Raw genomic sequence first — 25,032 nt, forward strand, 5'->3', positions numbered from 1 at the left:
CTTCCCTAAGGGAACTGCCGTGTTAAATCGTTATCCTTTGTGGAAGTACGTGATGCTGGTCGTCGTCATTCTTGTCGGCCTGCTCTATGCGCTTCCCAACCTGTATGGTGAGGATCCGGCCGTTCAAGTCACTGGTGCGCGCGGAAGCGCCGCCAGTGAGCAGACGTTGGATCAAATTCAGTCCGCATTAAAACAAGACAATATCCAGAGCAAATCTGTTGCGCTGGAGAATGGTGCGATTACCGCGCGCTTCAGTAATACGGATGTGCAGTTACGCGCCCGTGAAGCGATCATGAAAGCGCTGGGTGAAAACTACGTTGTCGCGCTGAACCTTGCGCCAGCCACACCGCGCTGGCTGAGTATGCTGTCAGCAGAGCCGATGAAACTCGGTCTCGATCTGCGTGGTGGTGTCCACTTCCTGATGGAAGTGGACATGGACACCGCGCTCAGCAAGCTGCAGGAGCAGAATGCTGACACGCTGCGTAGCGATCTGCGCACCAAAAATATCCCTTATACCACCGTCAACAAAATCGCGAACTACGGCGTGGAAATTCGTTTCCGTGACGCTGCCAGTCGTGATGCGGCGATCTCATGGCTGGCCTCGCGTCATCAGGATCTGGTGATCAACAGCAGCGGCAGCGATGCTCTGCGTGCCACCATGAGCGATGCCCGTCTCAGCGAAGCGCGTGAATATGCGGTTCAGCAGAACATTACGATTCTGCGTAACCGTGTAAACCAGCTGGGCGTAGCTGAACCGCTGGTTCAGCGTCAGGGTTCTGACCGCATCGTGGTTGAGCTGCCGGGTATTCAGGATACGGCGCGTGCCAAAGAGATTCTGGGCGCAACCGCGACGCTGGAATTCCGTCTGGTTAACACCAGCGTGGATCCTACTGCGGCGGCCAGTGGCCGTGTACCGGGTGACTCTGAAGTCAAAGACATGCGTGATGGCCAGCCGGTCGTGCTCTACAAGCGGGTGATTCTGACCGGTGACCATATCACCGACTCAACTTCCAGCATGGATGAGTACAACCAGCCACAGGTGAACATTTCACTGGATGGCGCAGGCGGTAACATCATGTCCAACTTCACTAAGGACAACATCGGCAAGCCGATGGCGACCCTGTTTGTGGAGTACAAGGACAGCGGTAAAAAAGATGCCAATGGCCGTTCAATTCTGGTGAAACAGGAAGAGGTGATTAACGTCGCTAATATCCAGTCTCGCCTGGGGAACAGTTTCCGCATTACCGGTATCAACAACCCGAACGAAGCGCGTCAGCTGTCGCTGCTGCTGCGTGCCGGTGCGTTGATTGCGCCAATCCAGATTGTGGAAGAGCGTACTATCGGGCCGACCATGGGTCAGCAAAACATCACTCAGGGTCTGGAAGCCTGCCTGTGGGGTCTGCTCGCCTCGATCCTGTTTATGGTAGTGTTCTATAAGAAGTTTGGTCTGATTGCGACGAGTGCGCTGCTGGTTAACCTGGTGCTGATTGTCGGCGTTATGTCCCTGCTGCCTGGCGCGACCCTGACCATGCCGGGAATTGCCGGTATCGTGTTAACACTGGCGGTAGCAGTCGATGCTAACGTACTGATTAACGAACGTATTAAAGAAGAGCTGCGTAACGGGCGCTCGGTTCAGCAGGCAATTCATGAGGGCTACAAAGGCGCCTTCTCCAGTATTGTCGATGCGAACGTGACCACCCTGATCAAAGTTATCATTCTTTATGCGGTCGGCACCGGTTCGATCAAAGGCTTTGCTATTACCACCGCAATTGGTATCGCGACCTCAATGTTCACCGCGATTGTCGGTACCCGTGCCATTGTTAACCTGGTTTACGGTGGCAAACGCATCAACAAGCTGTCTATCTGAGGAGTGCGTTGTGGCACAGGAATATAACATTGAGCAGTTAAACCACGGGCGTAAAGTCGTCGACTTTATGCGCTGGGATAAGCTGGCCTTCATCATTTCAGGACTGCTGATTCTCGCTGCGATTGCGATCGTAGGTGTGCGTGGTTTTAACTGGGGCCTCGATTTCACCGGTGGTACGGTGATTGAGATCGCGCTGGAAAAACCGGCCGACCTCGACACGCTGCGCAGTGAACTGGTGAAAGCGGGCTTTGACGAGCCGCTGGTGCAGAACTTTGGCAGCAGCCGTGACGTCATGGTGCGTATGGCACCGGTTACCGGCCCGGCGGGTACGGAGTTAGGCAATAAAGTGGTGTCGGTGATCAACCAGACCACGCAGCAAAACGCGACCGTTAAGCGCATTGAGTTCGTTGGCCCGAGTGTGGGTAGCGACCTGGCGCAGGCGGGTGCGATGGCGCTGTTGTCTGCACTGATTGCGATTCTGATCTATATCGGTTTCCGCTTTGAGTGGCGTCTGGCGCTGGGCACCGTGCTGGCGCTGGCGCATGACGTGATCATCACCTGCGGCCTGCTGGCGCTGTTCCGCATTGAAATCGACCTGACGATTGTTGCCTCACTGATGTCGGTGATTGGCTACTCGCTTAACGATAAAATCGTGGTCTCTGACCGTATCCGTGAAAACTTCCGCAAGATCCGTCGCGGCAGCTCTTACGATATTACGAACGTGTCACTGACCCAGACGTTAAGCCGTACGCTGATTACCTCGCTGACGACGCTGGCAATGATCCTCATTCTGTTCGTGTTTGGTGGTGCGTTGCTGAAAGGCTTCTCACTGACCATGCTGATTGGTGTGACGATTGGTACGATTTCATCCATTTATGTCTCTTCGGCGCTGGCGCTGAAGCTGGGCATGAAGCGTGAACATATGATGGTGCAGAAAGTCGAGAAAGAGGGCGCGGATCAGCCTTCTATCCTGCCTTAATCGCGCGTCAGAAATAAAAATGGGCAGCCTTTTGGCTGCCCATTTTTTTTGCACCACGGTTAAGGATTAGCGGGTGCAGCAGGGGAGGTCTGGGCCGGTGCGTCACCGGTTACGTTGTGCACGCGGACATAACCCAGTTGCTCCGGTGTCAGGCCGCTGAGGCGCAGCGGGATGCTCGCCGAGTGCTGCGGGAGCAGCGAGGCAGGCACCGCGACCGTCTGAGTCAGACTGTCGCTGTTCAGCGGTTTACCGGTCGCCGGGTCGAGTTCACCCCAGATCACCGTCGCATGCAGGGCGGGCAGAGGCCGGTCGTCCATTGAACGCACCGTCAGGGTTGCCCGCGAGCCGCTGGCTTCGGCGGTGACAGGCGACAGCGTCAGTCGCAGCGTACCGAGTTGAGTCTGCAGCGCCACCGGCGTGTTCGCCTGCGGCACCAGCCAGGCACCCTGCTGCAACTGGCTATTGAGCTGCCCCTGGATCTCCAGCGCGCTGGCCTGTGAAGTCAGGTGCTGCATCTGCTGATTAAGCTGACTCACTTCCTGATGCAACTCTCTGACCTGAGGATTGCTGGCCGTGCTGCTGCAGCCACTCAGTGTAACCAGAGAAAGCGCCACCGGAATCCAAACCATCCTGCTCATAAGTTATCCTTGTCCGTTATTTTGGAATACGTAAAACCTGGCCAGGATAGATCTTATCAGGATGAGAGAGCATTGGCTTATTCGCTTCGAAAATCTTGTTATATTCTTTAGCGTTGCCGTAAACCTGTTTGGAAATCGCGCTCAGCGTGTCGCCTTTTTTCACGGTGTAAAGCTCTGACTCGGCCGCGCTGTCGGTCACGGTCACCTTGTCTTCGACTTTCGTGATGCCTGCCACGTTACCTGCCGCGATCAGAATCTTCTCTTTCAGCTCCTGGGAAAGGCCATCGCCGGTCACGGTCACGGTATCGCCATTAACCTTCACGTCGACCTTGTCGCTGTCAGGCAAGCCGAGCTTGTTGATGTGATCCTGCAGCTTTTTATTCTGGTCATCACCGCCGTTCACGGCGTCCCAGAGTTTTTCACCGGCTTCTTTCACAAAGTTAAACAGACCCATACAACCTCCAATGTGTTAGTGGAAAATTTTAATTGCAGCTCTTAAAGCGTAGTCCCTTTTGCCGCAGACGAAATTTAGCATCGTTTATCCTGCGATGAGAACCCCATGAAAGGCACGGAAGAGATTTTGTTGATTCGCAGTTCGCGTTACACTGTCAGGCCTATCACTCTCGCGTCAGGAAACGTCATGCATTGCCCATTCTGCTCCGCTGTGGACACCAAAGTGATTGATTCTCGTCTGGTTAGTGAAGGCTCCTCGGTGCGCCGCCGCCGCCAGTGTCTGATGTGTCATGAACGCTTCACCACCTTTGAGGTGGCGGAACTGGTGATGCCGCGCGTGGTGAAAAGCAATGACGTACGCGAACCCTTCAATGAAGACAAAATGGCCAGCGGGATGATGAAAGCGCTTGAGAAGCGTCCGGTCAGTGCCGACGCGGTTGAAAGCGCTGTGAACCATATTAAAACTCAGCTGCGCGCCACCGGCGAACGTGAGATCCCCAGTAAGCTGATTGGCAATCTGGTGATGGATGAGCTGAAAAAACTCGATAAAGTCGCCTATATTCGCTTCGCCTCGGTTTACCGCAGCTTTGAAGATATTCGTGATTTTGGCGAAGAGATCGCCCGGTTACAGGATTAACGTATGGATGAGCGCTATATGGCGCGCGCGCTGGAACTGGCGCGACGCGGCCGTTTTACGACCATGCCGAACCCTAATGTCGGCTGCGTAATTGTGCGCGATGGTGAAGTCGTCGGTGAAGGCTGGCATCAGCGCGCCGGTGAGCCGCATGCCGAAGTCCATGCGCTGCGCATGGCTGGCGAGAAAGCGCGTGGCGCAACCGCCTATGTCACGCTGGAGCCGTGCAGCCATCATGGCCGCACACCGCCCTGCTGTGATGCGCTGATCGCTGCAGGCGTCACCCGTGTCGTGGCCGCTATGCAGGACCCTAATCCGCAGGTTGCGGGTCGTGGACTGCACCGTCTGCATCAGGCGGGCATTGACGTCAGCCACGGTCTGATGATGCCGGAAGCGGAAGCGCTCAATCGCGGCTTCCTCAAGCGGATGCGCACCGGCTTCCCCTGGATTCAGCTCAAGCTGGGTGCGTCACTGGATGGTCGCACGGCCATGGCCAGCGGCGAAAGCCAGTGGATCACCTCGCCGGCTGCCCGTCGTGATGTGCAACGGCTGCGTGCGCAAAGCGCCGCCATCCTCAGCAGCAGCGCCACGGTGCTGGCGGACGATCCCTCGCTCACGGTGCGCTGGTCTGAACTCAGTGCAGAGACCCAATCTCTGCTCGATGAGCAGCAGCTGCGTCAGCCGGTGCGGGTGATTATCGACAGCCAGAATCGCGTGACACCGCAGCATCGGCTCATTTCGCAGCCTGGCGAAACCTGGCTGATGCGTCATGAGCCGGATCAGCAGAGCTGGCCCGCTGATGTCACGCAGATTGCCGTTCCGCTGCGCGAACAGCAGCTGGATCTGGTGGCCATGATGATGCTGCTGGGAAGACGACAGATTAACAGCGTCTGGGTTGAAGCAGGGGCCTCGCTGGCCGGTGCCCTGTTGCAGGCCGGACTGGTTGATGAACTGATTGTTTATCTGGCACCTAAGCTGCTAGGTCACGACGGTCGCGTCCTCTGTCAGCTGCCGGGACTCAGCCAGCTGGCCGACGCGCCGGCCTTCCGATTCAGCGATGTCCGGCAGGTCGGTGACGATTTACGCCTGACCCTGACACCACAATAACACGGTCGGAAAAGCGAGAGCACGCCGCCCAAGAGTATGATAGAATCCGCCCCCCTGCGCGGGGCTAACCAAACCCCTGAAAGGATAAGTATGAAAGTTATCGAAGCTGCTGTTGCAACGCCTGAGGCCAATGTTGCCATCGTTATTGCGCGTTTTAACAACTTCATTAATGACAGCCTGCTGGATGGCGCAGTTGATGCCCTGAAACGTATCGGCCAGGTCAAAGATGACAATATCACCGTAGTCTGGGTGCCTGGTGCCTACGAACTGCCTCTGGCAGCCCGTGCGCTGGCAAACTCCGGCAAATATGATGCGATTATCGCACTCGGCACCGTCATTCGTGGTGGCACTGCCCACTTCGAATATGTGGCGGGTGAAGCCAGCTCCGGTATCGCCAGCGTTGCCATGAACAGCGACATTCCCGTCGCGTTTGGCGTGCTGACCACTGAAAGCATCGAGCAGGCCATTGAGCGTGCCGGCACCAAAGCGGGTAACAAAGGTGCTGAAGCGGCTCTGACTGCGCTCGAAATGATCAACGTATTGAAAGCCATTAAAGCCTGATTTTTGTAAGGGGAATTTTGTGAAACCTGCTGCTCGTCGTCGCGCCCGTGAGTGCGCTGTTCAGGCGCTTTACTCCTGGCAGTTGTCGAATAACGACATTGCCGATGTGGAATACCAGTTTCTGGCGGAACAGGACGTCAAAGACGTCGACATTACCTACTTCCGCGAACTGCTGTCCGGTGTGGCGACCAACAGTGCGTATCTGGATGGACTGATGAAGCCCTACCTGTCGCGTCAGCTCGAAGAGCTGGGCCAGGTGGAAAAAGCGATCCTGCGCATCTCGCTGTATGAGCTGAGCAAACGTAATGATGTGCCGTATAAAGTGGCCATCAACGAAGGGATTGAGCTGGCGAAAGTCTTCGGTGCCGAAGACAGTCATAAATTTGTTAACGGCGTGCTGGATAAAGCCGGTCCACAAATTCGACCCAATCGCAAATAAACAAAAAGGCCGGCTTGCCGGCCTTTTTTCATGAAGGGTTAAGCGGAACGCAATTATGTCTTGTGGTGAATTTGAACTCATCGCACGCTACTTCAACCGCAGAACACGCAGCCGCCGTGATGTCGAACTCGGCATCGGTGACGATTGTGCGTTACTTAGCGTGCCGGAAAAACAGACGCTGGCGATCAGCACCGATACCCTGGTCGCGGGTGTGCACTTCTTACGGGATATCCATCCTGCCGATCTGGGTTACAAAGCCCTGGCTGTGAATCTCAGCGACCTTGCTGCTATGGGCGCCGATCCCGCATGGCTGACGCTGGCCTTAACGCTGCCGCAGGTCGATGAGAGCTGGCTTTCCGCCTTCAGTGAAAGCCTGTTTGAACTGCTGGAATATTACGATATGCAGCTGGTGGGCGGCGATACCACCCGTGGTCCGTTGAGCCTGACGCTGGCGATTCACGGTCTGATACCGCAGGGCCGCGCCCTGAAACGTTCCGGTGCGAAGCCGGGCGACTGGATCTTCGTGACCGGCACGCTGGGTGACAGCGCGGCGGGTCTGGCGCTGCTGCAGCATCACTGCCGCATCAGCGATCCGGCGGTGCATGAAGCGCTGATTAAACGTCATCTGCGTCCGATGCCACGCATTCTGCAGGGGCAGGCACTGCGATCGCTGGCCTCTTCGGCAGTGGATATTTCCGACGGTCTGATTTCCGATCTTGGCCATGTGCTCAAAGCCAGCGGCTGCGGCGCACGGCTTAACCTGGATGCGTTACCGCTGTCGGCGGCGCTGCGCGACCACTTCGAGCCAGAGCAGGTACTGCGCTGGGCGCTGAGCGGCGGCGAAGACTATGAACTCTGCTTCACCGTGCCGGAGGTGAATCGCGGCGCGCTGGATGTGGCGCTGGGTCATCTGGGCGTGCCTTATACCTGCATCGGACAGATGGCACCGGAGTCGGAAGGCCTGACGCTGCTGGATAACGGCAAACCCGCAACATTCCGCCATAAAGGGTTTGATCACTTTGATACTAAATAACGACGTGGCGAAAAGCCGCCTGCGGATGAGCAATCCCTGGCATCTGCTGGCGACCGGTTTCGGTAGCGGATTAAGCCCGGTCGTGCCGGGCACCATGGGATCGCTGGCGGCCATCCCATTCTGGTGGCTGATGACCTTTCTGCCGCAGGATCTCTATTCGCTGGTCGTGCTGGTCGGTATCTGCGTCGGCGTTTATCTCTGCCATCGCACCGCCAAAGATATGGGCGTACACGATCACGGTAGCATTGTCTGGGATGAGTTTATCGGCATGTGGATTACGCTGATGGCGATTCCGGTTAACAGCTGGCAATGGGTATTGGGCGGCTTTGTGCTGTTCCGTATTCTGGATATGTGGAAGCCATGGCCGATTCGCTGGTTTGACCGCAATGTGCATGGCGGCATGGGCATCATGGTTGATGATATTATTGCTGGTGTGATTTCCGCTGCCATGCTTTATGGCATTGGGGTCTGGCTGGCGGCTTAACCGCCGGGGCTAAACTAAACGCCTGATAAGAGGTGACGCCCGGGCAGGGCGTCACTTCGGATTTACTCGAATCCTACGGCCTGATGCGGCTGATAGACCTCTTCCAGCAGGGTAATCTCTTCGTCACTCAGCGTGACATCCACCGCCTTCACCAGATCCTCAAACTGCTCAGCACGCGACGCGCCAATAATCGGTGCGGTAACGACAGGCTTACTCAGCAGCCAGGCCAGCGCCACCTGCGCCCGCGTGACACCTTTACTTTCTGCGACCTGCGCCAGCCGCTCTGCAATCACCGCATCGTTCTCTTCGGTCTTGTCATAGAGCTTTGCCATCACCTGGTCAGAGGCGGAACGCGCGGTATTCTCACCCCACGGGCGGGTCAGCTTACCGCGTGCCAGCGGACTCCAGGGCAGCACGGCGATCTGCTCTTTCAGACAGAGCGGATGCATTTCACGCTCCTCTTCGCGCTGAATCAGGTTGTACTGATCCTGCATGCTGACAAAGCGATGCCAGCCCTGTTCCGACTGCATCTGCAACGCCTGAGCAAACTGGCTGGCGTGCATCGACGAGGCACCGATATAGCGGGCTTTGCCAGACTGAACGACATCATGCAGCGCTTCCAGCGTCTCTTCCAGCGGCGTGTCGTAGTCCCAGCGGTGAATCTGCAGCAGGTCGACATACTCCATGCCGAGGCGCTGCAGGCTATCATCGATTGACTGCAGGATATTTCTGCGCGACAGGCCCTGTGACAGATTGGTCAGCGGGAAATAGACTTTAGTGGCGACTACGATCTCGTCGCGGCGGGCGAAATCTTTCAGCGCCCGGCCCAGGATCTCTTCACTGCTGCCATCGGAGTAGCTGTTGGCGGTATCAAAGAAGTTGATGCCCGCGTTCAGCGCCTGCTGGATCAGCGGACGGCTGCTTTCTTCCGGCAGCGTCCAGGCGTGGTTACCGCGCGCTGGCTCGCCATAGGTCATACAACCCAGACAGAGGCGCGACACCTGCAGATCGGTGGTACCCAGTTGAATCGTTTTCATGATGGAGGCTCCTGCAGAAGTGCAAAGGTTACAGCATAGCAGGATGTTGCGCTCCCCAGGGGGAGCGCAGAGAAGGGAGGTTACTGCGCCAGCCAGCGGGCGATCTGCTGCTGAATGCCTTCGGCGTCCAGCAGATAGTCATGACGCACTTCATCCTGCGTGCCCTGCGGGATGAACTCATCGGGCAGACCGATATTCAGCACCGGAACCGCCAGACGTTTTGCCATGATAAATTCATTGACGCCGCTACCCGCTCCGCCTTTGATTGCGCCTTCTTCCAGCGTAATCAGTGAGTCGTGCGTGGCGGCGAGTTCGGCGATCAGTGCCTCATCCAGCGGCTTCACAAAGCGCATATCAACCAGCGTCGCATTCAGCGCTTCTGCCGTGGCAGCAGCTTCCGGTAACAGCGTACCGAAGTTCAGAATCGCCAGCTTTTCACCCTGACGTTTCACGACTGCTTTACCCAGCGGCAGACTCTGCAGCGGTGCCAGCGGCGTACCGACACCCGTGCCGCGCGGATAGCGCACGGCACTTGGGCCAGCCTGGTGGTGATAGCCGGTGTAAAGCATCTGCCGACACTCATTTTCATCGCTTGGGGTCATGATCACCATATCCGGCACGCAGCGCAGATAGGCGAGGTCAAACGCGCCCTGGTGAGTCTGACCATCCGCCCCCACAATACCACCGCGATCGATAGCAAACAGGACCGGCAGTTTCTGGATGGCGACGTCATGAATCAGCTGATCGTAGGCGCGCTGCAGGAACGTCGAGTAGATGGCAACAATCGGTTTGTAGCCACCAATCGCCATACCCGCTGCGAAGGTCACCGCGTGCTGCTCGGCGATCGCCACATCAAAATATTGATTCGGGAATTCGCGGGAGAAGGCCACCATGCCCGAGCCTTCACGCATCGCCGGCGTAATTGCCATCAGTTTGGGATCGTCGGCGGCCATTTCGCACAGCCAGTTACCGAAGATTTTAGAGTAGCTCGGCAGACCTTCTGCGCTTTTCGGCAGTTCGCCAATCGCAGGGTCAAATTTGGGTACGGCGTGCCAGGCAATCGGATCTTCCTCTGCCGGGGCGTAGCCTTTGCCTTTCTTCGTCATGATATGCAGGAACTGCGGGCCTTTCAGGCTGCGCATGTTGCTCAGCGTATTCACCAGCGTCAGCACATCGTGACCATCGACCGGGCCGATATAGTTAAAGCCCAGTTCTTCAAACAGCGTGCCCGGCACCACCATGCCTTTAAGATGCTCTTCAGTGCGTCTTACCAGCTCTTTAATCGGCGGCAGGCTGGTCAGCACACGCTTACTGCCTTCACGCAGTCGTGCGTAGGTTTTACCGGACAGAATCTGCGCCAGGCGGTTATTCAGCGCACCGACGTTTTCAGAGATCGACATCTCATTGTCGTTGAGGATGACCAGCATGTCCGGCTTGATATCACCGGCATGGTTCATCGCTTCAAAAGCCATACCAGCGGTGATGGCGCCATCGCCAATGATACAGGCGGTGCGACGTCCCTGACCTTCACGTTCTGCTGCTGCAGCCATGCCAAGACCGGCGCTGATGGAAGTCGATGAGTGACCGACGCTTAAGACGTCATATTCACTTTCGCCGCGCCACGGAAACGGGTGTACGCCATTTTTCTGACGGATGGTGCCGATGCGATCGCGGCGACCGGTCAGAATTTTATGCGGATAAGCCTGATGACCCACATCCCACACCAGATGGTCGAAGGGGGTGTTATAGACATAATGCAGCGCGACCGTCAGTTCGACTACGCCCAGACCCGACGCAAAATGGCCGCTGGAGCGGCTTACACTGTCTAACAGATACTGACGCAGTTCATCACACAGCGCAGGCAACTTCTCTTTTGGCAGGGCGCGCAGCTCCTGAACCGTGTTTGCCAGCGCCAGTGTCGGGTATTTAGCAATATCAAAACTCATCAGAGACTCATTATGGAAGTTATTTGTCGCGTTCAATTATGAAGCTCGCCAGCGCCTGCAGTGCTGTAGTGTTATAAGAGTGCGCAGCGAGCAATTCTAAAGCATCAAGAGCTTCCTGATACAAATCCCGCGCTTTGGCACGGGCATTTTCAAGGCCTAACAGTGAAGGATAGGTGCTTTTCCCCAGATCCTGATCGGCACCCTGGCGTTTTCCGATCACCGCCGTATCCCCCACGACATCCAGAATGTCGTCCTGCACCTGAAACGCGAGACCGATAGCCTCTGCGTAGCGGTCGAGCAGCGGCAGCGCTTCACGTCCTGCATCGCCTGCCGTTAATGCGCCTAACCGCACGGCTGAGCGGATCAGCGCGCCGGTTTTGTGACGATGAATCTGTTCCAATTGGTCGAGATCGACAGATTTGCCTTCTGCCGCTAAATCCAGTGCCTGTCCGCCACACATTCCGGCTACGCCGCTGGCTTTAGCCAGTTCGGAGAGCATCATCAGACGATATTCGGCGCTGACACCGGGCATGTCTTCATCGGCCAGAATAGAAAAGGCCAGCGTCTGCAGGGCGTCGCCCGCCAGGATCGCCGTGTCTTCGCCATATTTAATGTGACAGGTTGGCTGCCCGCGACGCAATGCATCATCGTCCATCGCAGGGAGATCGTCATGAATCAGAGAGTACGCATGAATGCATTCAACCGCGGCGGCGGGAACATCCAGACTCGCCGGGTCGGCGTGGAGCATTTCACCGGTAGCGTAGACCAGAAAAGGACGCAGGCGTTTACCGCCTAATAATGCCCCATAATGCATGGCATTCACCAGAGGAGAACTCTGAAAAGGAAGTGGCTCTATAAAACGCGTCAGCGCGGCGTTCACCTGCTGCTGATAAACGTCGAGTAATCGGGCGAAATCCATTAGTCGTTTTCCGGCGTGAAAGCAGTGAGGTCGGCATCTTTATCATCGTTCAGCAGAATACGGACCCGCTGTTCAGCCTGCTGCAGCGTCTGCTGGCCATTCCGCGCCAGCTGCACGCCGCGCTCAAATTCGTTCAGGGCTTCTTCCAGTGGCAGTTCACCACTTTCCAGACGGCTGACAATCTGCTCCAGCTGCTGCAATGACGTTTCAAAGCTGGCTGGCTGTTCGGCTTTTTTCGGCATAGTTCGTGTCGACTCACGGTTGGGACATTATCTCGCAATCGGTCATGGTAGCTGAGACCCTATGATTAGCAAAATAATCAATGCGGCGGCTGATGAAGAAGCAGTCACCTGACAAAGGTGATATACTCCCGCGCCTCGGATGCGGTTGCGCCTTGCAGCCCGCAATTTTGTGATTTTACCAGCTAAGTGCCGCCTGTTTTAGCACTTATTTGCCCAACGAAGCTGTGTCGCCATGAAGTTTATCATCAAGTTATTTCCTGAAATCACCATCAAGAGTCCGTCGGTGCGTTTGCGCTTTATCAAGATTCTTGCCAGCAATATCCGCAACGTCCTGAAAACCGTTAGCGACGAAATCGCCGTTGTGCGTCACTGGGATCACATTGAAGTGCGGTCAAAAAATGCAGCGCTGGGAGAGATTATTCCCGATGAGCTGGCGCGCATTCCCGGTATCCATCACGTTTTAGCGGTTGAAGATCGCGAGTACACCGATATTCATCACATCTTTGAACAGACGTTAGCGCAGTATCGCGACAGTCTGGAAGGGAAGAGCTTCTGCGTGCGTGTTAAGCGTCGTGGCAAGCATAGCTTCAGTTCGCAGGATGTGGAGCGCTATGTGGGCGGCGGCCTGAATCAGCATATTGAAAGCGCCCGCGTGCAGCTTAAACACCCGGACGTGACGGTGAATCTGGAAGTTGAAGAGAATCGCCTGACGCTGGTCACTGCGCGCTACGAAGGCCTCGGCGGTTTCCCGATTGGCACGCAGGAAGATGTACTGTCGCTGATTTCCGGTGGTTTTGACTCCGGTGTCTCCAGCTATATGCTGCTGCGTCGCGGCAGTCGCGTGCATTACTGCTTCTTTAATCTTGGCGGTACCGCGCATGAAATTGGCGTCCGTCAGGTTGCGCACTATCTGTGGAATCGTTTTGGTCGTTCACACCGCGTGCGCTTCGTGGCGATCAATTTTGAGCCGGTCGTGGGTGAGATCCTCGAGAAAGTGGATGACGGTCAGATGGGCGTGGTGCTGAAGCGTATGATGGTGCGTGCCGCCTCGACGATTGCTGAGCGCTACGGCGTGCAGGCGCTGGTCACCGGTGAAGCGGTCGGTCAGGTGTCGAGCCAGACGCTGACCAACCTGCGCCTGATCGATAATGCATCCGATACGCTGATTCTGCGTCCGCTGATCTCTCACGACAAAGAGCACATCATCCGGATTGCCCGTGAAATCGGCACCGAAGATTTCGCCAGCACTATGCCGGAATATTGCGGCGTGATCTCAAAAAGCCCGACCGTGAAAGCGGTGAAAGAGAAGATCGAAGCGGAAGAGCAGAATTTCGACTTCACGATTCTGGATCGGGTCATCGAAGAAGCGACCAATGTCGATATCCGTACTATCGCTGAGCAGACAGAAGAGGAGGTGGTGGAAGTTGAGACCGTCGCCCTGCTGAGTGAGAACGACGTGGTGCTGGATATCCGATCTATCGATGAGCAGGAAGATAAGCCTCTGACGCTGAAAGCCACGGAAGTAAAATCGCTGCCGTTCTACAAACTCAGCACCCAGTTTGGCGATCTCGATCAGAACCGCACCTGGCTGCTCTACTGCGATCGCGGTGTGATGAGCCGTCTTCAGGCGCTCTATCTGCATGAGCAGGGCTTTAAGAACGTTAAAGTTTACCGCCCGTAGTCACCTCTCAGAGCCAGTCAGCACCTGTTCAGGGCTGACTGGCTTCCTCTTTTTAAGCCTCTGTATTTAATCCTGATAGTCATAAATGCCGGGAGCCAGCACCAGCTGTGCGGCCACCTCGCGCGCCATCTCTTTTCCCACCAACAGATCAATCAGCTTCAGCGCAAAATCCATCGCCGTGCCAGGCCCCTGGCTGGTCAACAGATTGACACGCGGATCCCAGACCACACGTCGCTCCATCCACTTATTTGCCGGAATAGTCTCTTTTAAGCCGGGAAAGCCGGTCATGTTACCGACCGGGAAGAGATCGTGGGGGATCAACACGGTGCCCGCCGCGGCGCATATCGCGGCGACAATTTTCTCATTGAGGTGAAACTGACGCACCGTTTCGACGAGCAGCGGACTGTCACGGAAGGTTTCAGCCCCTTTCAGACCACCGGGCAGGACGATGGCAGCGAAGTCATTGTCGGCGACCTCGACCAGCGTGACGTCAGCCAGCAGGCGAACACCGCGTGAGCAGACGATCTCCCGGCTGCCATCGCTTTCGACGCTGGCGGTGACAACCTTTAGCCCGGCCCGAACCAGCAGGTCGATGGTGGTGACAGCTTCGGTTTCTTCACTGCCATGTGCCAGGCAAACCAGCACCGATGCGTTCGCGGTCATAATGGGACTCCTTGCGTTTAACAATGTCATACAGACGGGTGTTCTCCGTCAGCACCATGCCGTGCGTCCGGGCGCGGCGCAGCAGAAAGCCGCTGATATAGTCGATTTCGGTGAGCCGCTGGGCGCGAACGTCCTGCAGCATTGAAGAGGTGTTGGCCGCAGTGCTTTCGATCACATCGAAGATGATGTCCTGAAGGCTGTCGCTGGCAACGTTCTGGCCTTCGCGCTCCATGACCCAGCTGATCTCTTCGCACAGTTGCGCGATCTGCTCCGGATAAGCGCGCAGGGCGCCGTTCTGGCATTCATACTCCACGCTGAGCGGATTGATGACGCAGTTGACGGCCAGTTTACGCCAGCAGGCCGCCCGGATGTTGTCATGCCAGGCCACATCGGGCAGCGCATGGTGAAGTATATCGGCGAGATCGCTGTAAGCGGCGCTTTTGCGATTACCGGGGCCGATATGGGTGATGCCACTCGCAATGTGTTTGATGACGGTGCCATCGCGCATCGCCGCATGGGTAGTGACACCGCGCAGCAGTGGCTGAGTCAGCCCTTTCAACTCCTCCAGTGTCCCCATGCCGTTGTGCAGCAGCAGCACCGGGCAGTTTTCTGGCAGCACGCTTTCCAGATTTTTCACCGCAGGTGAGACCTGTGGGGCTTTGAGCGTGACCAGTAGCAGCTGGCTTTCCGCCAGGAACAGCGGATCGTTGGCGATAAAGGTGCGGTTCGATATGTTGCCCTGAGGATCAACCACATTCGCTGAACAGTAGGGCTGCGGCACGCGCAACCATCCCTGCACCTCATGTCCCTGGCGGGCCAGCGCTGTCAGCCAGACCTGACCCAGAGCACCGCAACCTAACACGGTAATTTTCATGCTGCCTCCCGCTGGCGGGCTATCCATCTATTATTTACTGTCACACTTTCATTATAGCGTTGTGTGCAGCCTGATTTTATTTAGCACCCTAAGACGCGTATTATGCATGTCACTTTAGCGTCAGGAGAAGAAGAGATGCCATCTTTCGATATCGTTTCAGAGGTCGATCTGCAGGAAATTCGCAATGCGGTGGAGAATGCCAACCGTGAAGTGTCTACCCGCTTCGATTTCCGCAACGTGAGCGCCGAGTTTGAGCTCAACGAAAAGAATGAAACCATCAAGATCACCAGCGAGTCTGATTTTCAGGTTAAGCAGCTGGTCGATATTTTGCGTGAGAAGTTGCTGAAGCGCGGAATTGAAGGCGGTGCCTTAGAGGTGCCGGAAGAGATTGAGCACAGCGGCAAAAGCTGGGCGGTCGATGCCAAACTGAAGAAAGGCATTGAAAGCGACGTGGCGAAGAAGCTGGTGAAGCTCATCAAAGACAGCAAGCTGAAAGTGCAGACCCAGATTCAGGGTGAAGCGCTGCGTGTGACCGGCAAAGCGCGTGATGATTTACAGGGCGCGATGGCGATCGTACGCGGCAGCAATCTGGGCCAGCCGTTCCAGTTTAAGAACTTCCGCGATTAAGCGGGGGCAGGTTGAGTTTTCTCAGTCTGAATGCAACAACAAGAGACCCGGCTTAGGCCGGGTTTTTTGTTGTTGAGTCGGGGCAATTGCTTTGAAAAGTATTTAGCGTCTGGAGCTGGCTGTGAGTAAGGTCGTCTGCGAGTGCGCGTTCTGGCTCAGGGAGCCTGTGCCTTACGCAAAGACGCAACAGCGCCATCCATGGCGGGCTCAGCGCGAGCGATTACGCACCTCATCCCTGAGGTGCGCCCGTAAACGGGCCAAAGCGTTGCGTTGTTCAAAAACGCTCCCGGCGTTTTTGTCCCTGGCCCGCTATGCTTTGCTACAGGCACAGGCTCCCATCGCTTTAGGCTGGTTAGTGGTCTGTAAGAAGGATTGTGTGGGGTGATATGATCAGAAACTTAAATGCGGGTGAACCTGGCAGCAACTCAAAAGCTTAGGGGCGCAGGGAACATGGGCAGAAGAGGAAAGCGTCCCGCGCCAGGACGGCGCGGGCCGAGCGTGCCATGGATGGCGGGTTTTGCGACTTTCCGATCTGACCGTGTTTCCTGAGCCAGCTCGATCATACAGCGAAACGGGCTGGTGCCTGGCTTTCAAGCCGTTTCGCAATGTACGCACCATCTAACAGCTAAGCATGCAATCCCACTTTTTATCAGCAACTCCCCAGCAGCGCTTCCAGCTCAGGCCGGCTGGTGACCTTGCTATCAATTTTGATATACGCGCTTTTCTCTTCCGGAACGATGAACACGGAATTAACCCCCGGCTGCGCTTTCAGGCGCTGCTCCAGATTCGGCACAGCCAGTGCAGCATCACTCAGCACGATGCGCAGACTGCTGACATAAGGCGGCTCCTGCATCGTCATGCTCACAAACAGCCAGGCCGCAGCCACCATCGCGCCAACCAGGAACACGGTCTGCGCATCGAAATGACCAAACACCCAGCCACCCATGCTGCCACCAACGGCCACACCCAGGAACTGGCTGGTGGAGTAGATCCCCATCGCCGTTCCTTTATAGCCAGCAGGTGACTCTTTACTGATCAGCGAAGGCAGAATGGCTTCCATCAGATTAAAGGCGAAGAAGAAAAGCTGAACACCAACTACCAGCGTCCAGAAATGACCTTCTGCACCCCACAGCACGATCTCAGCAATCACAATCATCCCGACGCAGCCGACAAACACGCGCTTCATGCGACGCTTCACTTCGGCATAAATGATGAACGGCACCACGCCCGCAAAGGCGATCAGCATCGTGGAGAGATAGACTTTCCAGTGTTCGGGGGCCGGGAATCCGGCCTGCTCAAACTGTCCTGGTAAGGCGACAAAGCTCGACATCAGCAGGACGTGCAGGCAGAAAATACCGATATTGAGCTTCACCAGACGCGGATTCGCCATCACTTTGCGGAAGCTGCCTTTCACCATGCCCGATTCACGGTTCAGTACATGATGGGAAGCGGACGGCACCACCAGCAGGGTAATCACGATACCCAGCGACGCCAGAATCGCAATCATCCAGAACAGCGCATGCAGGCCCAGCGCGTGAGTGACAATCGGGCCGACCACCATCGCAATCGCGAAGGTCACCCCAAAACTGATGCCAATAAACGCCATCGCTTTGGTGCGGTTCTGCTCACGGGTTAAATCGGATAACAAAGCCATCACGGCAGCGGCTATCGCCCCTGAACCCTGCAGCGCACGGCCCAGAATAATGCCCCAGATAGAGTCGGTGCAGGCGGCGATAACGCTGCCCAGAACAAACAGCAACAGTCCGCCAACGATCAACGGCTTACGGCCAATACGATCGGAAAGCAGACCAAAAGGAATCTGAAATATTGCCTGGGCAAGGCCATAGATGCCAATCGCCAGACCGATTAAGGTTTCACTTGCGCCCTGTAACGCCATGCCATAAGTGGTCAGTACCGGCAGGACCATAAACATTCCCAGCATGCGCAGGGAAAAGACCGTACCGAGGCCCCATGTGGCGCGCAGCTCCACCGGAGTCATTTTATTATCGTTCATTCCAACCTCTATTAATGTGCTGCATTTATTCTAGGTGGCGGGGCAGGGCGGGTAAAACAATAGTTTTTAAGCAGTGGTAACAAAAAGAAAGGGCGCGATAATCGCGCCCTTTTCATGCTGTATCGGTGCCGGTTACCAGACGTAAGTCAGCAGGTCCTTCGAGGCCGGAGCCAGCGAATCTACCGACATCATCACGCTCAGCGCGGTGATGGTCACGATAGAGAAGACGAACACTTTACGTGCCCAGACACGGTCATCTGCGGTTTTGTAACCCGATAACGCCATGCCCAGCCACCAGACGCTGACCGCAGCGGCCACCACCAGATATTTGTAGCCCGCGTAGCCTCCCAGCGTCAGCATCAGCGTGGCAATCATAAACGCCAGGATATAGAGCGTAATATGATTCTTAGCCACGGAAATCCCTTTCACCACCGGCAGAACCGGGATGTTCGCTGCCTGATAATCTTTAAAGCGGAAGATAGCAATCGCGTACGAATGCGGCATCTGCCACAGGCTAAAGATCGCCAGCAGGATTAACGCGCCAGCATCAAACTGGTTGGAGACTGCGCAGTAGCCGATAACCGGCGGCGCAGCACCCGACAGACTTCCAATCAGCGTGCCGTAAACGGAATTACGCTTCATGTAGAGACTGTAGATGCCCACGTACACCACGAAGCCCATCACCGCCAGCCACATGGCCAGCGGATTAGCACCGAAGTAGAGCAACGCAAAGCCAGCAATACCCAGCACAGTGGCATAAACCAGGCTTACTTTCGCGGAGATGAGGCCTTTTACCAGCACCCGATTCCTGGTTCTCTCCATCTTGATGTCAATGTCGCGGTCAATCACGTTGTTGAAAACACAACCTGACGCAACCACTAGTGACACGCCCACCAGGGTGAAGAGAAACAGGGCGTAATCCGTGTTGCCTTTGGAAGCCAACAGGAATCCGCCGATCACAGAAATTAAATTCCCGAAAATAATTCCTGGTTTTGTAACTTGCAGGTATTGCTTAAACATTACGCGTGACTCTTTAGTGAGGCATCATGTTGTAGTTGAGGTTCCACATGATCCACAGTGAGCCCACTACGACAATCAGGATGATGATGGCCGAGAAAACAATGGCTACCATGTTCCAGCCACCCTCAGATTTGCTGTCTAAGTGCAGGAAGTAAACCAGGTGAACCAGCACCTGGATTATCGCACAGACCAGAACAACACCGAGGATAGTACCGTGAGATGCACTGCCATCCATTACCATCCAGAACGGGATTGCCGTCAGGATGATAGAGAGGATGAAGCCGATCATGTAGGACTTCACGCTACCGTGTGAAGCGCCATGTTCGTTAACAGAATGACTCATTACATGGCTCCCATCAGGTAAACAACGGTGAAGACGCAAATCCAGACCACGTCCAGGAAGTGCCAGAACAGGCTCAGACACATGATACGGGTGCGGTTAGTCGCGTTCAGGCCACGTTTGGAAACCTGGAACATCAGAACCAGCATCCAGATCAGACCTGAGGTCACGTGCAGACCGTGGGTACCGACCAGCGTAAAGAAGCCAGACAGGAAGCCACTGCGATCCGGACCAAAGCCTTCAGCAATCAGGTGATGGAATTCATAGATTTCCATCCCGATGAAGCCCAGACCGAACAGGAAGGTCAGCGCCAGCCAGCCGATAACGGCACCTTTTTGCTCCTTGTTCATGGAGATAACAGCCATGCCGTAAGTGATCGAACTCAACAGCAGCAGGGCGGTTTCTACCAGAACAAACGGCAGCTCAAAGATATCTTTACCTGCCGGGCCACCGGCAGTGTTGTTGACCATGACAGCATAGGTCGCAAACAGGGTTGCGAAGATAATGCAGTCACTCATCAGGTAGATCCAGAAGCCAAAGACTTTATTGGCTCCTGCATCGTGATGCCCATGCTCCGCATGGGCGTCGTGGTGATGTTTAATCAGAGTTTCAGTTGACATTATTTCAGACCTGCTTTGCTGATTTCGTCAAAGTGCTGGTTTTCAATCTTCTGAACTTCAGCAACCGGAACGTAGTAATCCACGTCTTCGTCGAAGCTCTTCACGATCCAGGTAACGATCATGCCGAGGAATGAAAGACCCGCCATCCACCAGATATGCCAGATCAGCGCGAAGCCCATTACAGTGGCGAATGCGCAGATGACGATTGCTGCACCACTGTTTTTCGGCATATGAATCTCTTCATAAGATGCCGGCTGTTTGTACGCTTCGCCTTTCTCTTTCATTTCCCAGAATGCATCACGCTCATGCACGTGTGGGATCACAGCAAAGTTGTAGAACGGAGGTGGTGAAGAGGTTGCCCACTCCAGCGTACGACCGCCCCACGGGTCACCTGTCACATCACGGTTCTGATCACGGTCACGTACTGAAACGTAGAACATGGTCAGCTGACACAGGATACCCAGTGCAATCAGGCCCGCACCGACCGCAGCAACCACCAGAAGAGGGTGGAACTGTGGATCGATATCCTGGCTCAGACGACGGGTCATACCCATGAAGCCCAGTGCGTACAGCGGCATAAAGGCAACGAAGAAGCCAATGATCCAGAACCAGAATGCGCGCTTACCCCAGGTTTCGTTCAGGGTGAAGCCAAATGCTTTCGGGAACCAGTAGGTCACGCCCGCCATACAACCGAAGACAACACCACCGATGATAACGTTATGGAAGTGTGCAATCAGGAACAGGCTGTTATGCAGAATAAAGTCAGCGCCCGGAACGGCCAGCAGTACGCCAGTCATACCCCCTACAGAGAAGGTTACCAGGAAGCCAACGGTCCACAGCATGGCAGAGTGCATCTGAATGCGGCCCTGATACATGGTGAACAGCCAGTTAAAGATTTTAACCCCGGTCGGAATCGCGATGATCATCGTCATGATACCGAAGAAGGCGTTAACGTTGGCACCTGCACCCATGGTGAAGAAGTGGTGCAACCAGACGATAAACGACAGCACGGTAATGGCGATGGTCGCCCATACCAGAGAGGTATAACCAAACAGACGTTTTTTGGAGAAGGTCGCAGTAATTTCTGCGAACACACCAAACACCGGCAGTACCAGGATATACACTTCCGGATGGCCCCAGACCCAGATCAGGTTGACGTACATCATCATGTTCCCGCCCATTTCATTAGTGAAGAAATGGAAGCCGAGATAACGATCAAGGGTCAACAGCGCCAGGGTCACGGTCAGAACCGGGAACGCAGCGATGATCAGGACGTTGGTGCACAGCGCGGTCCAGGTAAAGACCGGCATTTTGAACAGGCTCATGCCCGGTGCGCGCATCTTCAGGATGGTCACGAAGAAGTTAATACCGGTTAAAGTCGTACCAATACCTGAGAGCTGAAGGCTCCAGATCCAGTAATCGACCCCGACCCCGGGACTGTACTCCGCGCCGGAAAGCGGCGGATAAGCTAGCCAGCCGGTCTGTGCGAACTCGCCCACACCCAGAGACAGGTTAACCAGGATCACACCGACCGCAGTAAACCAGAAGCTCAGGTTGTTCAGGAACGGGAACGCAACGTCACGTGCACCAATCTGCAACGGAACCGCGATGTTCATCAGGCCAACCACGAAAGGCATCGCCACGAAGAAGATCATAATCACGCCATGCGCGGTAAAGATCTGGTCGTAGTGGTGCGGTGGCAGAATGCCCGCTTCACCGGCCGAAGCCATAACCTGCTGGGTACGCATCATAATGGCATCAGCGAAACCACGAATCAGCATGACGAACGCCATGATGATGTACATGATACCCAGGCGTTTGTGGTCGACTGACGTCAGCCATTCAGACCACAGATATTTCCACTTACCAAAATAGGTGAGCGCAGCAACCAGTGCCGCTCCACCTATCAGGATAGCGGCAACCGTAACCATGATAATCGGCTCATGGTACGGCACTGCATCAAGTGTTAATTTTCCGAACATCGTATTATTCCTCGGCTCCCGCGGAAGCGGCGTGACTCATGTCCATACCTTCATGCTGTGGCATGTCCATTTTCCCGTGGCTCATCTTGAACTTGTCGATGACTTGCATGAACAGTTTCGGATCAGCTGAAGAGAAATATTCCACCGGGTGATTTTCGCTTGGCACAGCCACTTTCTCGAAATCATCCATAGTAGTCAGCGTGTTAGGGGCTGCTTTAACTTTAGCCACCCACTGCTGGAATTCCGCATCGTCTTTGGTTGCAATGGCTTTAAACTTCATGCCAGAGAAACCACGACCACTGAAGTTCGCAGAGATACCGTCGAAAATTCCCGGCTCATTCGCAATCAGATGCAGCTTGGTCTGCATACCAGCCATCGCGTAAATCTGGCTGCCGAGCGTTGGGATGAAGAAAGAGTTCATGACGGAGTTAGACGTAATTTTGAAGGTCACCGGAGTATTTGCCGGGAAGGCAATCTGGTTCACAGTCGCAATACCCTGCTCCGGGTAAATGAACAACCATTTCCAGTCCAGTGCAACCACATCGATCTCAACCGGTTTCACATCAGATTGCAGCGGTTTGCTGGGCTCCAGTGCGTGGGTCGATTTCCAGGTCAGTACGCTAAGGAAGAGAATGATCAGGATCGGAATGGTCCAGACCACGGCTTCCACTTTGTTAGAGTGTGACCAGTTAGGGCTGTACTTCGCATTCGTGTTGGACGCCCGATACTTCCAGGCAAACACCACGGCCATCAGGACTGCGGGAATCACGACGATCAACATCAGGCCAAAGGCAGTCAGTATCAGCGAACGTTGCTCCAGTGCAATCTGTCCTTTGGGATTTAACAATGCACTATCGCAGCCACTCATTAATAAAGTGCCTGCAATTAATGACAAAATCCCCAAACTTTTATTGTATTTACTGAGTCTCATTTAACGACCTCAATGACAAAGGGCTCTATTGTCGTTTAAGTGTGCGCGCATTTTACGGGAAGGTTTATGCAGTGTAAACCAGCTTAAGGATGTGTCAGATACGTGTTGACACCTTTTGCTAAGGGTGTCACAGATGTTGCGCCAGGTGACAAATAATTAACGCAGACAAGCAGTTGCCGTCAATATAACAAAAACCAATGGAAGTAACCGTAAAAAAATCAGGGAAAGGAATAACCCTTACTTTTAACTCCCAAATATTTAACAAGTCTGCATCATTTGCGCGATGAAATTTAACTAAAGTAATTGCTCACCGGTTTTTAGTATTTCCGCTACGCCTCCTCAGGTCATATTCTTATTTTTTAAAAATAACACGCGATGATAAATGACGACGACTTATTCGGATGCCAGAAAATAAGCCGCAGCGCGTTAATCTATCGATTTCGCTTAAGCGTCTGATGCGGGCAACACCGGCGTTCTCTTCAGCGCCCGGTAATCCAGCAACACCCCTGTAAACACCGCCAGTAAGGAGAGGGTCATGCCCAGTTCAAACAGACGGGTGAGCAGCGGTGCCAGCGCAGTCAGTCCCAGTGCATTCAGTGCCAGCGCAATCAGCCAGAGAGCCAGCACGCCACATCCGGCTGCAAAAAGACGATTAGTCCAGCGATAACCAAGTGGATAGTAGCTTCGTGTGAGGAAATTGCCACTCTGTTCGACCTGATTAAGCGTCTGGCGGCAAAAAGCCAGCAGCACCAGACCCGGCAGACCCGCGAACACTGTAAAGGCATAGAAGGTCGGCCAGCCCCAGAGTTCAACCAGCCAGCCCGCCGCCGGGCCGACATAGACCCGGCCAACAGCTGACAGTGCCGACAACAGGGCAAACTGGGTCGCTGAGAACGATTTATTGCACAGTGTCATCAGCAATGCGACAAAGGCCGCGGTGCCCATGCCCCCGCAGAGGTTTTCCACAAAGACGGCGCTGGCCATGCTCCACAACTGTTTGTCGGTCACCGCCAGCAGCCAGTAACCAAAGTTTGATACTGCCTGCAGCACGCCGAAAATCATCAGCGCCCGGAACAGACTCAGCCGCTGCATCAGCACGCCGCCATAGAGCGCCCCGATAATGGTCGCCAGCAGGCCCAGCGTCTTGTTAACCAGGCCGACATCACCGGCATTGAAGCCGACGCCGCGAATCAGAAAGGTGGTGGTCAGCGAGGCGGCAAAGGCATCGCCCAGTTTGTAAAGAATAATCAGGGTAATCAGCAGCCAGGCGTTGTTGCGCTGAAAAAAATCTTTCAGCGGATCGACAACCGCCTGACGCAGCGAATGAGGAGTGGAGATGCGCGTGTCCGGCTCGCTTGCCACCAGCGTGGCGATAATGCCCGGCACCATCATCAATGCCATCAGCCAGTAGGTCGCCTGCCAGCCCAGATAGCGGTCAGCCAGCCACAGTGCCAGCCCGCCTGATATCAGCATCGCCAGTCGATAACCCAGCACGGTGATCGCCGCGCCGCTGCCGCGCTCTTCAGGTGGAAGAATGTCGGTTTTCCAGGCGTCAAAAACGATGTCCTGCGAGGCGGAGCAGAAGGCGATCAGCACCGCCAGCGCGGCCATCATTGTCAGATCGCGACCCGGCTGCAGAAAGCCCATCGCGAAAATTCCGGCTACCAGCGCCAGCTGACTAAGCAGTAACCAGCCGCGACGCCGGCCCAGAAACGGCGGCGTATAACGGTCCATCATCGGCGACCAGAGAAACTTGAAGACATAGGCCTGGCCGACCAGCGAAAAGAAGCCGATGGTTTTCAGATCCACATTTTCCACCGTCATCCACGCCTGCAACGTGCCCGATGTCAGTGCCAGCGGCAGTCCCGAAGCAAAACCGAGGAGCAGCAAGACGGCGGCGTTTTTCTGGCTGAAGAGGCGAATGTAGTGGTTCATGCGGAT

25 protein-coding genes are annotated in these 25,032 nt (G+C 55.2%); 10 read left to right on the forward strand and 15 right to left on the reverse strand.

Features of this window, described 5'->3' with window-relative positions:
• Positions 1-19 precede the first annotated feature (19 nt).
• Together secD and secF are read left to right on the forward strand one after the other, a co-directional pair.
• Complete coding sequence (gene secD, locus ACN1CO_RS00565) at positions 20-1,867, forward strand: protein translocase subunit SecD (protein WP_419136885.1); 1,848 nt, start codon at positions 20-22, stop codon at positions 1,865-1,867.
• Between the two features lie 10 nt (positions 1,868-1,877).
• The gene (secF, locus tag ACN1CO_RS00570) at positions 1,878-2,846 is read left to right on the forward strand and encodes a protein translocase subunit SecF (RefSeq protein WP_283546100.1); all 969 of its coding nucleotides are present in this window, start codon (positions 1,878-1,880) and stop codon (positions 2,844-2,846) included.
• Positions 2,847-2,905: 59 nt separating this feature from the next.
• Here secF and ACN1CO_RS00575 read toward each other — a convergent pair whose 3' ends face one another.
• Together ACN1CO_RS00575 and lysM are read right to left on the reverse strand one after the other, a co-directional pair.
• Positions 2,906-3,484, reverse strand: coding sequence for a DUF3251 domain-containing protein (locus ACN1CO_RS00575; RefSeq protein WP_419136887.1), 579 nt, complete (start codon positions 3,482-3,484; stop codon positions 2,906-2,908).
• Between the two features lie 16 nt (positions 3,485-3,500).
• On the reverse strand, positions 3,501-3,938 hold the full coding sequence (lysM, locus tag ACN1CO_RS00580; protein WP_419136889.1) for a peptidoglycan-binding protein LysM: 438 nt from the start codon (positions 3,936-3,938) through the stop codon (positions 3,501-3,503).
• 186 nt (positions 3,939-4,124) lie between these two features.
• On the opposite strand from lysM, the gene nrdR reads away from it, so the two are divergent.
• The 6 genes from nrdR (at position 4,125) to pgpA (ending at position 8,195) form a co-directional block, all read left to right on the forward strand.
• On the forward strand, positions 4,125-4,574 hold the full coding sequence (gene nrdR / locus ACN1CO_RS00585; RefSeq protein WP_009091750.1) for a transcriptional regulator NrdR: 450 nt from the start codon (positions 4,125-4,127) through the stop codon (positions 4,572-4,574).
• 3 nt (positions 4,575-4,577) lie between these two features.
• Complete coding sequence (ribD, locus tag ACN1CO_RS00590; RefSeq protein ID WP_419136892.1) at positions 4,578-5,678, forward strand: bifunctional diaminohydroxyphosphoribosylaminopyrimidine deaminase/5-amino-6-(5-phosphoribosylamino)uracil reductase RibD; 1,101 nt, start codon at positions 4,578-4,580, stop codon at positions 5,676-5,678.
• Positions 5,679-5,768: 90 nt separating this feature from the next.
• Positions 5,769-6,239, forward strand: coding sequence for a 6,7-dimethyl-8-ribityllumazine synthase (gene ribE, locus ACN1CO_RS00595; protein ID WP_136196561.1), 471 nt, complete (start codon positions 5,769-5,771; stop codon positions 6,237-6,239).
• A 19-nt stretch (positions 6,240-6,258) separates the two neighbouring features.
• Complete coding sequence (gene nusB, locus ACN1CO_RS00600) at positions 6,259-6,678, forward strand: transcription antitermination factor NusB (RefSeq protein WP_010255372.1); 420 nt, start codon at positions 6,259-6,261, stop codon at positions 6,676-6,678.
• 55 nt (positions 6,679-6,733) lie between these two features.
• Positions 6,734-7,711 carry a thiamine-phosphate kinase gene (thiL, locus tag ACN1CO_RS00605; protein ID WP_419136895.1) on the forward strand — a complete coding sequence of 326 codons (978 nt, stop codon included), beginning with the start codon at positions 6,734-6,736 and terminating at the stop codon, positions 7,709-7,711.
• Positions 7,701-8,195 carry a phosphatidylglycerophosphatase A gene (gene pgpA / locus ACN1CO_RS00610; RefSeq protein ID WP_090963271.1) on the forward strand — a complete coding sequence of 165 codons (495 nt, stop codon included), beginning with the start codon at positions 7,701-7,703 and terminating at the stop codon, positions 8,193-8,195. The genes thiL and pgpA overlap by 11 nt, the downstream gene beginning before the upstream one ends.
• Before the next feature lie 62 nt (positions 8,196-8,257).
• On the opposite strand, the gene ACN1CO_RS00615 is transcribed toward pgpA, so the two are convergent.
• The 4 genes from ACN1CO_RS00615 to xseB all read right to left on the reverse strand — a co-directional run bounded on the left by ACN1CO_RS00615 (position 8,258) and on the right by xseB (position 12,339).
• Positions 8,258-9,232: an aldo/keto reductase gene (locus tag ACN1CO_RS00615; protein ID WP_419136897.1), complete on the reverse strand. Its 975-nt coding sequence runs from the start codon at positions 9,230-9,232 to the stop codon at positions 8,258-8,260.
• 80 nt (positions 9,233-9,312) lie between these two features.
• The gene (gene dxs, locus ACN1CO_RS00620) at positions 9,313-11,178 is read right to left on the reverse strand and encodes a 1-deoxy-D-xylulose-5-phosphate synthase (RefSeq protein WP_090963267.1); all 1,866 of its coding nucleotides are present in this window, start codon (positions 11,176-11,178) and stop codon (positions 9,313-9,315) included.
• Positions 11,179-11,197: 19 nt separating this feature from the next.
• The gene (ispA, locus tag ACN1CO_RS00625; protein ID WP_419136899.1) at positions 11,198-12,097 is read right to left on the reverse strand and encodes a (2E,6E)-farnesyl diphosphate synthase; all 900 of its coding nucleotides are present in this window, start codon (positions 12,095-12,097) and stop codon (positions 11,198-11,200) included.
• Positions 12,097-12,339 (reverse strand): exodeoxyribonuclease VII small subunit, encoded by a 243-nt coding sequence (xseB, locus tag ACN1CO_RS00630; RefSeq protein ID WP_013356982.1) that lies wholly within the window; start codon positions 12,337-12,339, stop codon positions 12,097-12,099. Before xseB ends, ispA begins: the two co-directional genes overlap by 1 nt.
• Positions 12,340-12,571: 232 nt before the next feature.
• Between xseB and thiI the strand changes: the two genes are divergently transcribed.
• Complete coding sequence (gene thiI, locus ACN1CO_RS00635; RefSeq protein WP_419136901.1) at positions 12,572-14,020, forward strand: tRNA uracil 4-sulfurtransferase ThiI; 1,449 nt, start codon at positions 12,572-12,574, stop codon at positions 14,018-14,020.
• A gap of 66 nt (positions 14,021-14,086) precedes the next feature.
• Here thiI and yajL read toward each other — a convergent pair whose 3' ends face one another.
• A complete protein-coding gene (yajL, locus tag ACN1CO_RS00640) occupies positions 14,087-14,683 on the reverse strand; it encodes a protein deglycase YajL (RefSeq protein ID WP_419136903.1) in 597 nt (198 codons plus the stop codon).
• Entirely contained in the window at positions 14,637-15,557 is a 921-nt protein-coding gene (gene panE, locus ACN1CO_RS00645) for a 2-dehydropantoate 2-reductase (protein WP_419136905.1), read from the reverse strand. Before panE ends, yajL begins: the two co-directional genes overlap by 47 nt.
• 135 nt (positions 15,558-15,692) lie before the next feature.
• Between panE and ACN1CO_RS00650 the strand changes: the two genes are divergently transcribed.
• Positions 15,693-16,184: a YajQ family cyclic di-GMP-binding protein gene (locus ACN1CO_RS00650; RefSeq protein ID WP_003852530.1), complete on the forward strand. Its 492-nt coding sequence runs from the start codon at positions 15,693-15,695 to the stop codon at positions 16,182-16,184.
• A gap of 649 nt (positions 16,185-16,833) precedes the next feature.
• On the opposite strand, the gene ACN1CO_RS00655 is transcribed toward ACN1CO_RS00650, so the two are convergent.
• The 7 genes from ACN1CO_RS00655 to ampG all read right to left on the reverse strand — a co-directional run bounded on the left by ACN1CO_RS00655 (position 16,834) and on the right by ampG (position 25,026).
• Entirely contained in the window at positions 16,834-18,198 is a 1,365-nt protein-coding gene (locus ACN1CO_RS00655) for an MFS transporter (protein ID WP_283546090.1), read from the reverse strand.
• A gap of 132 nt (positions 18,199-18,330) precedes the next feature.
• Positions 18,331-19,218, reverse strand: coding sequence for a heme o synthase (gene cyoE, locus ACN1CO_RS00660; RefSeq protein ID WP_090963256.1), 888 nt, complete (start codon positions 19,216-19,218; stop codon positions 18,331-18,333).
• Positions 19,219-19,231: 13 nt separating this feature from the next.
• Positions 19,232-19,561: a cytochrome o ubiquinol oxidase subunit IV gene (locus ACN1CO_RS00665; RefSeq protein ID WP_136196568.1), complete on the reverse strand. Its 330-nt coding sequence runs from the start codon at positions 19,559-19,561 to the stop codon at positions 19,232-19,234.
• Entirely contained in the window at positions 19,561-20,178 is a 618-nt protein-coding gene (locus ACN1CO_RS00670) for a cytochrome o ubiquinol oxidase subunit III (protein WP_013356987.1), read from the reverse strand. Before ACN1CO_RS00670 ends, ACN1CO_RS00665 begins: the two co-directional genes overlap by 1 nt.
• The gene (gene cyoB, locus ACN1CO_RS00675) at positions 20,178-22,160 is read right to left on the reverse strand and encodes a cytochrome o ubiquinol oxidase subunit I (RefSeq protein ID WP_292989579.1); all 1,983 of its coding nucleotides are present in this window, start codon (positions 22,158-22,160) and stop codon (positions 20,178-20,180) included. The genes ACN1CO_RS00670 and cyoB overlap by 1 nt, the downstream gene beginning before the upstream one ends.
• Before the next feature lie 4 nt (positions 22,161-22,164).
• A complete protein-coding gene (gene cyoA, locus ACN1CO_RS00680; protein ID WP_419136910.1) occupies positions 22,165-23,091 on the reverse strand; it encodes a cytochrome o ubiquinol oxidase subunit II in 927 nt (308 codons plus the stop codon).
• A 444-nt stretch (positions 23,092-23,535) separates the two neighbouring features.
• Positions 23,536-25,026 (reverse strand): muropeptide MFS transporter AmpG, encoded by a 1,491-nt coding sequence (gene ampG, locus ACN1CO_RS00685; protein ID WP_419136912.1) that lies wholly within the window; start codon positions 25,024-25,026, stop codon positions 23,536-23,538.
• Positions 25,027-25,032 lie beyond the last annotated feature (6 nt).

Origin of the sequence: Pantoea sp. R13S299, from assembly GCF_048515925.1 — a bacterium.
Lineage (GTDB): Bacteria > Pseudomonadota > Gammaproteobacteria > Enterobacterales > Enterobacteriaceae > Pantoea.

Excerpts from the sequence above, each read along its gene's own strand:
- lysM (WP_419136889.1), bottom strand. The coding sequence starts at position 3,938 with ATGGGTCTGTTTAACTTTGTGAAAGAAGCCGGTGAAAAACTCTGGGAC.
- ACN1CO_RS00665 (WP_136196568.1), bottom strand. The coding sequence starts at position 19,561 with ATGAGTCATTCTGTTAACGAACATGGCGCTTCACACGGTAGCGTGAAG.
- cyoA (WP_419136910.1), bottom strand. The coding sequence starts at position 23,091 with ATGAGACTCAGTAAATACAATAAAAGTTTGGGGATTTTGTCATTAATT.
- ispA (WP_419136899.1), bottom strand. The coding sequence starts at position 12,097 with ATGGATTTCGCCCGATTACTCGACGTTTATCAGCAGCAGGTGAACGCC.
- cyoE (WP_090963256.1), bottom strand. The coding sequence starts at position 19,218 with ATGTTTAAGCAATACCTGCAAGTTACAAAACCAGGAATTATTTTCGGG.
- ampG (WP_419136912.1), bottom strand. The coding sequence starts at position 25,026 with ATGAACCACTACATTCGCCTCTTCAGCCAGAAAAACGCCGCCGTCTTG.
- thiL (WP_419136895.1), top strand. The coding sequence starts at position 6,734 with ATGTCTTGTGGTGAATTTGAACTCATCGCACGCTACTTCAACCGCAGA.
- ACN1CO_RS00670 (WP_013356987.1), bottom strand. The coding sequence starts at position 20,178 with ATGTCAACTGAAACTCTGATTAAACATCACCACGACGCCCATGCGGAG.
- xseB (WP_013356982.1), bottom strand. The coding sequence starts at position 12,339 with ATGCCGAAAAAAGCCGAACAGCCAGCCAGCTTTGAAACGTCATTGCAG.
- nrdR (WP_009091750.1), top strand. The coding sequence starts at position 4,125 with ATGCATTGCCCATTCTGCTCCGCTGTGGACACCAAAGTGATTGATTCT.
- ribE (WP_136196561.1), top strand. The coding sequence starts at position 5,769 with ATGAAAGTTATCGAAGCTGCTGTTGCAACGCCTGAGGCCAATGTTGCC.
- cyoB (WP_292989579.1), bottom strand. The coding sequence starts at position 22,160 with ATGTTCGGAAAATTAACACTTGATGCAGTGCCGTACCATGAGCCGATT.
- thiI (WP_419136901.1), top strand. The coding sequence starts at position 12,572 with ATGAAGTTTATCATCAAGTTATTTCCTGAAATCACCATCAAGAGTCCG.
- ACN1CO_RS00575 (WP_419136887.1), bottom strand. The coding sequence starts at position 3,484 with ATGAGCAGGATGGTTTGGATTCCGGTGGCGCTTTCTCTGGTTACACTG.
- panE (WP_419136905.1), bottom strand. The coding sequence starts at position 15,557 with ATGAAAATTACCGTGTTAGGTTGCGGTGCTCTGGGTCAGGTCTGGCTG.
- ACN1CO_RS00655 (WP_283546090.1), bottom strand. The coding sequence starts at position 18,198 with ATGAACGATAATAAAATGACTCCGGTGGAGCTGCGCGCCACATGGGGC.
- ribD (WP_419136892.1), top strand. The coding sequence starts at position 4,578 with ATGGATGAGCGCTATATGGCGCGCGCGCTGGAACTGGCGCGACGCGGC.
- ACN1CO_RS00650 (WP_003852530.1), top strand. The coding sequence starts at position 15,693 with ATGCCATCTTTCGATATCGTTTCAGAGGTCGATCTGCAGGAAATTCGC.
- dxs (WP_090963267.1), bottom strand. The coding sequence starts at position 11,178 with ATGAGTTTTGATATTGCTAAATACCCGACACTGGCGCTGGCAAACACG.
- ACN1CO_RS00615 (WP_419136897.1), bottom strand. The coding sequence starts at position 9,232 with ATGAAAACGATTCAACTGGGTACCACCGATCTGCAGGTGTCGCGCCTC.
- yajL (WP_419136903.1), bottom strand. The coding sequence starts at position 14,683 with ATGACCGCGAACGCATCGGTGCTGGTTTGCCTGGCACATGGCAGTGAA.